Origin of the sequence: uncultured Rothia sp. (assembly GCF_937976295.1) — a bacterium.
Lineage (GTDB): Bacteria > Actinomycetota > Actinomycetes > Actinomycetales > Micrococcaceae > Rothia.
Map to the genome: position 1 here is coordinate 1 of NZ_CALJRY010000099.1, position 9,480 is coordinate 9,480.

Below are 9,480 nucleotides of genomic sequence, written 5' to 3' on the forward strand. Positions count from 1 at the left end.
TTACACCAAACATCATTTCGAGTGATGCACCTTCGGCCGCTCGGACACACCACCAACAGTGGAAAACTATAGCACACCCCCACCAGGAGGGCAAGACCGGCAGGAGGACAAGAAAAACCGCGCACGGCAGCCGGGTGTCGCCCTCTTCACGGTCCCTTTCACCGCGCCCTTTTCGACACCCGACCCCGAAAGTCCCGGCACGTCTGCAGACCCCAACAGGTCCGCCTAATGACGGATATACCCATCTACAACCAGCATGACAGCACGCGTTGCATCCTCAGCATTGCGCTCCGCCTGATGCACTTCACGATCCATAGCAAGCATATAAATCGCGCCGAACATAGAGATCGCAATCGCACGAGGATTCTGAGCGGTATCAACCGTATAGCGGCGAGCCACAGCCTCCGTCATCTCCTCCAAATAATCCAGAAGATTCAGACGGTTATCACTCATCGCCTCGGTCCAACCATCCGCGCCCTTCCACGCCTCCGCAAGCCACATCCGAGTAAAACCCGGACGGTCCTCAAGGTACTGGAACGCGGCGCGAATAGCACTCCGCAACGCCTCACGCGGATCAGAATGAACCGACGCCGCGCGACGCGCATCGCTCAGCAGCAACTGCGTGCCGTACTGAACCAGCTGATCCACCATGGTCTTCTTAGAACCGAAGTTGTAATACACGGTTCCCTTAGAGACACCCGCCCGAGCAGCCACCTCTTCAACAGTGGCGTACTCAAGCCCCTTTTCGGTCATGATTTCCATAGCGGCGTTGAACAACTTCAACTGAGTTCTACCTGTACGGCCGGGACGACGACTTGAAGCTTCAGCGACTGGGCGCTGCAACATCAGCAGTCCTCCCTCCCTTTTTGCAGATATATCTCTATTTTATTAGACAGTTTTCCCCGGTGCGACCAAACATGGCGCGTTACACCGTAATCTCCGGTGCAAGCTTCTTCAGCGACCACGTACGATCACGACGCGTGCCAATGTAACCCAACATCAGACCAGCCAGACCCCACAGAGTCAACACCAGCATGATGCCCCACAGGCTCGACTCATTAATGCCATACGCCAAACGACGCGTACCCGCCACCGCATAACCCATCGGGAAGAAGTCATGCATCCAACGAATCGACTCAGGCAGAGTCTCATACGGCATCGTGCCGCCCGCAGTAATCAGCTGCAGAATCAGAATGACCAAAGCAACAAGCTTGCCCGGCGCACCCAAAATCACCGTCAAACCATGAATGAAACCGGTAAAGACCAAAGCCACATAGCAGAGGAACAGCCACACCAGCCACGGATGAGCCATCTCAAAGCCCAAACCGAACTTAATCGCGGCGAACATCAAAGTCGCCTGAGCAATACCCACCAGGCCAAACGGCATCCAGCTACCGAGCATCACACGAATCGACGGAGCATGCGAAGCCAACGCACGGTTATTCATCACGCGCAACGTCTGAACCAGCATCAAGCCGCCAATCCACAGCGCCAAACACATGAAGAACGGGCCCATGCCCTCACCGTAATTACGACCCGACGCCAACGACTCATGCGACAGAGCCACAGGGTTCGACATCGTATCAGCAACCTTCGCCTGATCAGTCGGCGCAAGGCTCGGAACCTGCTTAGCGCCCGAAGCCAGACCGCTCTCCAGCGACGACGTACCATCCTTCAACTCGGAAGCACCATCATTCAACTGAGTAGAACCATCAGCCAGCTTCGCCGTACCGTCAGAAAGCTGCGACGCACCATCCTTCAACTCGGAAGCGCCATCAGCCAACTTCTGCTGGCCCTCAACCGCAGACTGCTCCTTCTCCGCCAAAGTACCGCTACCATCCTTCAGCTCGGCGGTACCGCTCTTCAAAGAACCGGTACCCTCCTTCAGCTCAGAAGCACCACCCGACAGAGTCGCAGAACCACTCGCAAGGCTCGAAGCACCCGAAGCAATCTGAGAATTACCATCAGCCAAAGTCGCCGAACCCGACGCCAACGAAGACGCACCAGCATCCACACGAGCAGCACCCTCAGCCAGCGACGAAGCGCCCTTCGCCAGCGACGAAGCACCCGAATCCAGCGAATCCACGCCAGACACCAAAGTCTGAATCTTCGCCGCAGTCGACGACGAACCATCAGAAACACAATGGCTCGACTTCAACGCGCTCAGCTTCGACAGAGCATCAGCAGCGGCAGCATCACGAGTAGCCAGATGAGACTGCAGAGCCTTCTGATTCAGCTCAGCAACCTCATTCTTCGTCTCCTCAGAATCAACAGCAGCCACCAGCTGATCAGCCTGCTCCTGAGTCAACGTACCCGCCTCAACCAGCGGAGTCACCTGAGCACGCATCTTCTGCGCACTCGCAGACACCACAGTATTCGACAGATCACGACCAAAATCGCCACTACCGGCAGACGTATCCGTCTCATGCAGGCGCATGCACATCGCGTTCAACTCAGCCGGCAACTCACGAATACCCGCCTGGTCCATACCGGTACGCAACTGATGGATGCCAGACGCCAAATCATTAGCGCCCTTCGCAACCGAAGCCGAACCATCCTTCAAGCTCGCAGTACCCTCAGCCAGGGTCGCCGAACCATCCTTCAACTTCGCCGCACCATCAGAAGCAGATGCAGCAGCCGAAGCCAAAGTCGACGAACCATCCTTCAAACCCGAAGCACCATCAGCAAGCTTCGCGGCGCCAGAATCCAGCTTCGCAGCACCAGAGTCCAAAGTCGAAGCACCATCAGCAAGCTTCGCAGCGCCCTCCGCCAACTGCTTCTGACCATCCAACAACTGGGACTGACCATCAGCCAGGGAGGAAGTACCATCCTTCAGCTTCACGGCACCATCATTCACCGTGGCGGTGCCATCCTTCAGCTGAACAATCGCATCTGCCAGCTTCACCGTACCGGTATTCACCTTCGCCGCACCATCAGCAGCCTCACCCATCTTCGAATGAATAGTCGTGAAGCTAGCCAACAGCGAATTCGCCGTAGAATTACCGACCTTCTCCGCCACCGAATCACGCACCGCAGTGCCCGCCTTCGTGACAATACTCGTCAGCACATAGTTATTGGCATCATTCGTAATGACCTCAATACCCGCCGAACGCGGATCAATAGTGCCTGTCTTGCCGTCAGCATCAGGCTTGAACGAACCGGCACTCTGCAGATCACGGGAGAAATCCTTCGGAATCACCATCGCAAAGTCATAGGTGCCTTTCTCCACACCTTCAACAGCCTCAGCGCGGGTCTGCACCTGACGCCAATCAAACGTGCCAGCATCCAGAAGGTTCTTCTTCACATCAGCACCGGTGTTCACCTGCTTACCTTCAGAATCCGTCGCGCCCTCATCCTCAACTACCAGGGCGCCCACAATGCCATTCACATTGCCGTACGCATCCCAGTTACCATACAGGTACAGGGCGCCGTACAGCAGCGGAATGCAGGACATCGCAAGCAGCACCAGAACCGGCAGAACACCGCTGGTCAGGCGCTTCAGCTCAACGAGTGCAACACGCAGAACAGTCATTCTTACTCCTTCTCAGCGTTTTCGCCATGTTCGGGGGAATCATTAGAGGGTTCAATCTCGCCCTCAACCGGAGCCGGCACGTCTTCCTCGGGGGCATGACCGACCACAGCACGCGCACCATGCCAGGACTCCGAAATATGGGGCACAATCGCCACAACCGTGCGCGGGCGGTCCTCATCAGCGGCAAGCTCCTCCAGATATGGAAGCCACATGTACGTGTGGTTCAGGTGGCGGGAAGGAGTATCAAAAACCAGCAGGTCCGACGGGCTATGCTGAGCCAAAGCAGCCATCAGCTCCATATTCATCTCGCCGCTAATCTCATCCATCCACAGGCCGTCCAGATCCTCCAGACCGCGCTCAGCCAGCCAGCGGCTCGCACGGGAACGACCAAAAATCGGCAGGTTATAAGAAAGCATCTCCGACACGTAATCGTGCACGCGCATATGCTGCTCGGGAGCGGTCACATCAGGAGAGTCCACCACACTACTGAGAGCACGCAAACGCTTCATCGAAATACGGCGAGGCTCATCATCGCCCTTACTCCAGCTAATCGTGCCGCCGGACAGGGGAAGGCGACCAGTCAGCGCCAACGCAAGAGAGGTACGCTCCAGCTGGCTATCCCCCTGCACAATAATGACCTCACCCTCGCCCACTGAGAAGGTGGTGCGGTCAAAAAGCGGAGTGTGGCGCCCTTTTGCCCAAATATTATCAACGCTTAACACGGTTAAATCCCCTCAGAGAATGGATGGTTCGGGTGAGTTTCTGGGAGTCATCCGCGGGCACCGCGCGGGGTGTTGAACGTCAGGCGCGAGCAGGCGGAGGCTCCAATGCCTATATATCGTAGACCCGAATATGTGTGATGTAGTGGGCTTTTCTTGAAAAAGCAGGGGTCATTTTTGAAATTTTTGAAGTATTTTTCAAAGAAATGGGGTTTTTCGTACAAATAACGCGAAAAGCCACGCAATCCCTGCGCAGCTTTTCGCGTTATACAAACCATTTTTAGGGGGTGAAGCTTAGGGAGGTCAGGGGCGGCGCTCCTTAAAGAAATCCACCATCAGCTGCGCGCACTCATCAGCACGCACCCCCGCATACACCTCGGGAGCCGGAGCGACCCTGCCGTCACGCAGCACATCGTAACGACTGCCAGCAGCCCCCGTCTTCTCCTCCCAGGCGCCAAAAACCACCGTCGAAACGCGCGACGCCAGAATCGTGCCGGCACACATCAGGCACGGTTCAACCGTCACCACGAGCGTGCACCCGTCCAGGCGCCACTGACCACGATGCGCCGCCGCCTGACGAATCGCATTCACCTCCGCGTGGGCGCTGGGGTCATGCTCCCGCTCGCGGGTATTGCCCGCCGAACCAATAATGACGCCCTGCTCGTCCACCACCACGGCACCGATGGGGATCTCGCCACGCTCACCTGCGGCGGCACCCTCAGCGAGGGCGCGCGCCATCCACTCGCTGTGTTCGGGGCGAGCGGGAATATCGCTGAGCACAGCGGAAGAGCCGTCTGTGACCGTCAATTTTGAATATTCCGAATATGACATACAACCTCGTCAGGGGAATAAATAAACGTTAATGAGCGCGACTAGTGGGTGGCGGCCAAAGAGAAAGGATACACCGCAGAAGCACCCGCCAGCCGCAGCTCACGTGCCACAGCCGTAAACGCCCACCGCGAATCCACCACATCAGAAACCAACAGAACAGGGCACCGATGCTCCCGCACATAGTCCAGAACCTCTGCAGGCACCCGGTACGAGCGCAGCACATCCGCACAACGGAACGCGCTATTACCGCCAAAGAAACGCGGCTCCCCCACCAATGACACCCGGCCCAAATCCACCAGGCGACCCACCGACGCAAGCCCCCTACCCAGAGACTGAGCCAAACGGGGACGCACCGGCGAAGGCAGAGTCAACACCGCCACCGGACGACCCGCCTCAGCCCACTGCCAAGCAGCAAGCACCTTCACGCAGGCGCGACCCAGCTCGGCAGGAACCTCAGAATCAACCGGTTCACCCAGCTCATTCGTCGCCAGAAGCTCACGCAGACGAGTACCGTACCCCATATCGCTCAAACGCGCCAAAGCGTAACCGGGTTCAGCCTGCTCGTCCTTAGACAAACGACCGCGCGGCGCATCCGCACCCATCAGCTGATCCAGCCCGCCCGGCCACATACGGCGCGGCTGCAGGGGCACACCCACCGTATTGAAGCTGCTCTGCGCCGCCTGCTGCGCCTCAGTGGGGACTTCAACCGGGTACCAGGGGCCTGCACACACATCGCAACGACCGCACGCAACAGCGGAAGCGTCATCAAGCTGCTGAGCCAGGAAAAGCATACGGCACTGACTAGTGCGTTCATACTCGAGCATGGCGTTCTGCTCCGCCACACGCGCCTGCGCCACCGCCGCGTACCGTGCACTGTCGTACCGCCACGGCGAAGAGGTGCGATGCCAATAGTTGCCTTCCTTCATGACTGCGCCCTCAACGTCCAGTACCTTCAGTAGAAGCTCCAGGGTGGAGCGGCGCAACTGAACGCGCGCCTCCAACGCGGTAATACTCAGCCCCTCCGGAGACTGGGCGAGGGCATCCAAAACAGCCAGTGCCTGCTCCTCATCAGGCATGGAGGCGGTCGCAAAATACTCCCAAATGGCGCGGTCTTCACGACCGGGCAGGAGCAGAACATCAGCGTTGACGGCGCCTCGTCCGGCGCGGCCAATCTGCTGGTAATAGCTCACCGCAGACGACGGCGCGCCCAGGTGCACCACAAAACCCAAATCTGGCTTATCAAAACCCATGCCGAGGGCACTCGTCGCAACAAGAGCCTTCACACGGTTTTCCTTGAGCGCCTGCTCCGCAACCAGCCGCTCATCCGGGTCAGTTTTACCGGTGTAGGCGAGCACCTCGTAGCCGCTGGCACGCAGGGCATTTGCGGTATCTTCTGCCGCAGAGACAGTCAGCGTGTAGATAATGCCCGAACCGGGCAGGCTGTTCAGGTGCGTGAGCAGCCAGCCGATGCGCTGCGCCTCATCGGGCAGGGTCAGAACGCCCAGGCGCAGGGACTCGCGGGAAAGCGGACCGCGCAGTACATGCACGGGTGCGGCGGTATCGGTGCTGAGCTGCTCGGCAATATCGCGGCTCACCCGGTCATTCGCGGTCGCGGTGGTCGCCAGCACCGGCACGCCCGCCGGCAGAGATTTAATGAGCGAACCAATACGACGGTAATCGGGGCGAAAGTCATGACCCCAGTCAGAAATACAGTGCGCCTCATCAATAACGAGCAGACCCAGGCGCGGCAGCAGGTACGGTAGCCATTGCTCGCGGAACGTCGGGTTGTTGAGGCGTTCGGGGCCCACCAGGAGCACGTCGAGTTCGTCAGCTTCGAGGCGGGTACGGATCTCATCCCATTCGGTGACGTTCGCGGAGTTCACCATGGCGGCACGCACTCCCGCGCGGGATGCCGCCTCAACCTGATCACGCATGAGGGAGAGCAGCGGGGAGACAATAAGCGCCGGGCCCATACCGCGAGCACGCAGCAGCAGGGATGAAATGAAGTAGACCGCGGACTTACCCCAGCCGGTACGCTGCACGACGAGGGTGCGGGCGCGGTCGGCTACGAGGGCGCGAATCGCCTCGTACTGGCCGTCGTGGAACTCGGCATCAGCGATGCCGGTGAGGCGGCGCAACACGTCGCGGGCTTCAGCATGCAGGGAATCGTCATGCAGGGAGTCGGCGGGACTGGATGCTGGCTGCTGGGGGTTCATATTCTCTCCAACGGTGGGTGGGGGCGTTCGCTACGCCGCGACGCGCCGTGCTCTCTTCCCATCATGTCACACCCCGCATAATCTAGCCTGACGGACGGTCATTACATGGGGAGGTGTGCGAGCGCCGCGTCACCTTGCGCGGTTTTAGTTCCGCCGCTGCGGAGATTTACGCCTCGCTCACCCGTGCATCCGGCGTAAATGCCGGTAGAATTGTGCCAGTAATACACAGCCCCCGCATAGTTTTGCACAATGTTCACCATAGGTATGCTTTCTATGCTGGTGTTACTCCGCCGCCAATCCGTGCGTGCGGTCCACTCACAGTTCAGGATTTTTCATGACTTTTCTTGCCACCGCTTTGGCGCATCTTCCGGTTGCGCTCTTGGGTTTCGATCTTGAGCAGTTCCTGCTCGACACCGGCCCCTGGGTTCTGGTTGTTTCGGCAATTATCGTATTTATTGAGTCCGGCGTTCTTTTCCCGATTCTTCCGGGTGACTCCCTGATTTTTGCTTTGGGTATGTTGCATGAGCAGATGGGTCTGTCCCTGTGGGTTGCGTTCCCGGTCCTGGTGCTGGTTGCTATTGCTGGCGCTGAGGTTGGTTACCAGATCGGTGCCCGTTACGGCCGTAAGATCTTCAAGGATGACGCAAAGATTCTGAGCACCAAGAACCTGCACACTACCGAGGAGTTCTTCCAGAAGCGCGGTAGCTTGGCTCTGGTTCTGGGTCGTTTCGTGCCGATTGTTCGTACGTTTGTGTCTGTTGCGGCTGGTATTTCTTCGTACGACCGCAAGAAGTTCCACCTGTGGAACGTTGTTGGCGCGGTTACGTGGATCGGTTCGATTGGTCTGGCGGGTGTGCTGCTGGGCGGTATCCCGTTCGTGCATAACAACATTGAGTACATTGCTGTGATTATTGTGGTGGTTTCTGTGGTGCCGGTCTTTATCGAGTACCTGCGTGGCCGCTCGAAGGCGAAGCAGGAATCTGCTGAGTAATACGTGAGTCCCTCTCGGCCGCTGAGCCGGGGATGAGAAAGGGTGGAGATACCGTGTGGTATCCCCACCCTTTTCACGCTCCGAGTCTTTGGGCGGTAGCGGTGCCGCTTAGGTAAACATCCTAGTTGAGGCGGTACCCTTTCTCAGCGTGTTCAGAGGTATCTGAGTAGCCACGTGCACCATTCCGAGGGCTAGCCCCGGAACTCCTGACGTTGGTGTTCCTTTCTATGTTCCCCATCCCGCGCTACGGTGCGGGGGCCGAGGGGTGTTCCCCTCTGATGAGGTGCGTTCTCCATCCTCATCGTCAGCGAAAAGCTCTCGGAGTTCTGTCGGCACCTGACCGGCGGCCTGTCTCGTCTCAGACATCATCTGCTGGTGTTCTAGTGCACGTGCCCCGCTAACGATTTGTGTGTACGTCCTAATAGGAGCACGAGTCAGCAGCACAATCATCAGGAGGTAAAGAACGAGGGTAAAAACGCCGCTCGCGATACGCACCAGGCTGGACGCCGCAGCCGCTCTAGAGCTTAACCCCGAGAAATTATCCGCAAGAATAAGCACACTGCTAGCAGCCGCGAGAGCGCAGTAGATGATGGTAAGAATGCGCGCCCACTCGCGGCCATCCCAGATCTTCCAGAGAACAAAAATCGGGATGGCGGAGATGATGAGGGTAACCACCAAGGCAGAGAAGAGAACACTCACCACCATCTCAAAATCGATATACGACCGGCTTAGAATCGGCAGAAAGTTACTCAAGGGTCCCAGCACGATAATGGCGGCAGCACACAACATGACGTTGCGCATAGCCTTCGGGCGCTCCGGAATTATCCGCTCGGAGGCGGCAACGTTGTATCCAGCGGTCACCTCCCGGTAGTCGGTAGTAGCGTGCTCGGGGGTGCTGTCGCCGGGTGCGTTGCCCTCCGCCACGCTGTTATCTGCGGCGTTACCGGAAGCTACGTTGTTGGAGGTGCCAACGCCCTCTGCGGTGCTGTTTTTAGCCTCGTCGGAGGGTAGCAGCACGCTGTATTCGGGTACCGTGTACTCCGGGTCGTTCAACGGTTGTTTCGGGGTACGTTCTGACATCGTTGTTCCTTTCTTCTCTTCGCACCCCGTCCCGCGCGCTATAGCGCAGGGCGGGTGTAGAAGAGTCTCCCCATGAGGAGGGGCGTCCCACCCTAGTTGAGGCGGTAGCCT

At 58.3% G+C, this 9,480-nt stretch carries 7 protein-coding genes; 1 reads left to right on the plus strand and 6 read right to left on the minus strand.

Features of this window, described 5'->3' with window-relative positions:
* Positions 1–225 precede the first annotated feature (225 nt).
* The 5 genes from Q0216_RS02555 to Q0216_RS02575 all read right to left on the minus strand — a co-directional run bounded on the left by Q0216_RS02555 (position 226) and on the right by Q0216_RS02575 (position 7,298).
* The gene (locus tag Q0216_RS02555) at positions 226–846 is read right to left on the minus strand and encodes a TetR/AcrR family transcriptional regulator (protein ID WP_298592682.1); all 621 of its coding nucleotides are present in this window, start codon (positions 844–846) and stop codon (positions 226–228) included.
* A 79-nt stretch (positions 847–925) separates the two neighbouring features.
* Positions 926–3,532, minus strand: coding sequence for a YhgE/Pip domain-containing protein (locus tag Q0216_RS02560; RefSeq protein WP_298592684.1), 2,607 nt, complete (start codon positions 3,530–3,532; stop codon positions 926–928).
* 2 nt (positions 3,533–3,534) lie between these two features.
* On the minus strand, positions 3,535–4,254 hold the full coding sequence (locus Q0216_RS02565) for a multidrug ABC transporter ATPase (RefSeq protein WP_298592686.1): 720 nt from the start codon (positions 4,252–4,254) through the stop codon (positions 3,535–3,537).
* A gap of 300 nt (positions 4,255–4,554) precedes the next feature.
* Positions 4,555–5,082, minus strand: a complete 528-nt coding sequence (locus Q0216_RS02570; protein ID WP_298592687.1) for a nucleoside deaminase — start codon at positions 5,080–5,082, stop codon at positions 4,555–4,557.
* A 41-nt stretch (positions 5,083–5,123) separates the two neighbouring features.
* Positions 5,124–7,298: a RecQ family ATP-dependent DNA helicase gene (locus tag Q0216_RS02575; RefSeq protein WP_298592689.1), complete on the minus strand. Its 2,175-nt coding sequence runs from the start codon at positions 7,296–7,298 to the stop codon at positions 5,124–5,126.
* Between the two features lie 334 nt (positions 7,299–7,632).
* On the opposite strand from Q0216_RS02575, the gene Q0216_RS02580 reads away from it, so the two are divergent.
* Positions 7,633–8,289, plus strand: coding sequence for a DedA family protein (locus Q0216_RS02580; protein ID WP_298592690.1), 657 nt, complete (start codon positions 7,633–7,635; stop codon positions 8,287–8,289).
* Between the two features lie 225 nt (positions 8,290–8,514).
* Here Q0216_RS02580 and Q0216_RS02585 read toward each other — a convergent pair whose 3' ends face one another.
* Entirely contained in the window at positions 8,515–9,369 is an 855-nt protein-coding gene (locus Q0216_RS02585) for a multidrug ABC transporter permease (RefSeq protein WP_298592692.1), read from the minus strand.
* Positions 9,370–9,480 lie beyond the last annotated feature (111 nt).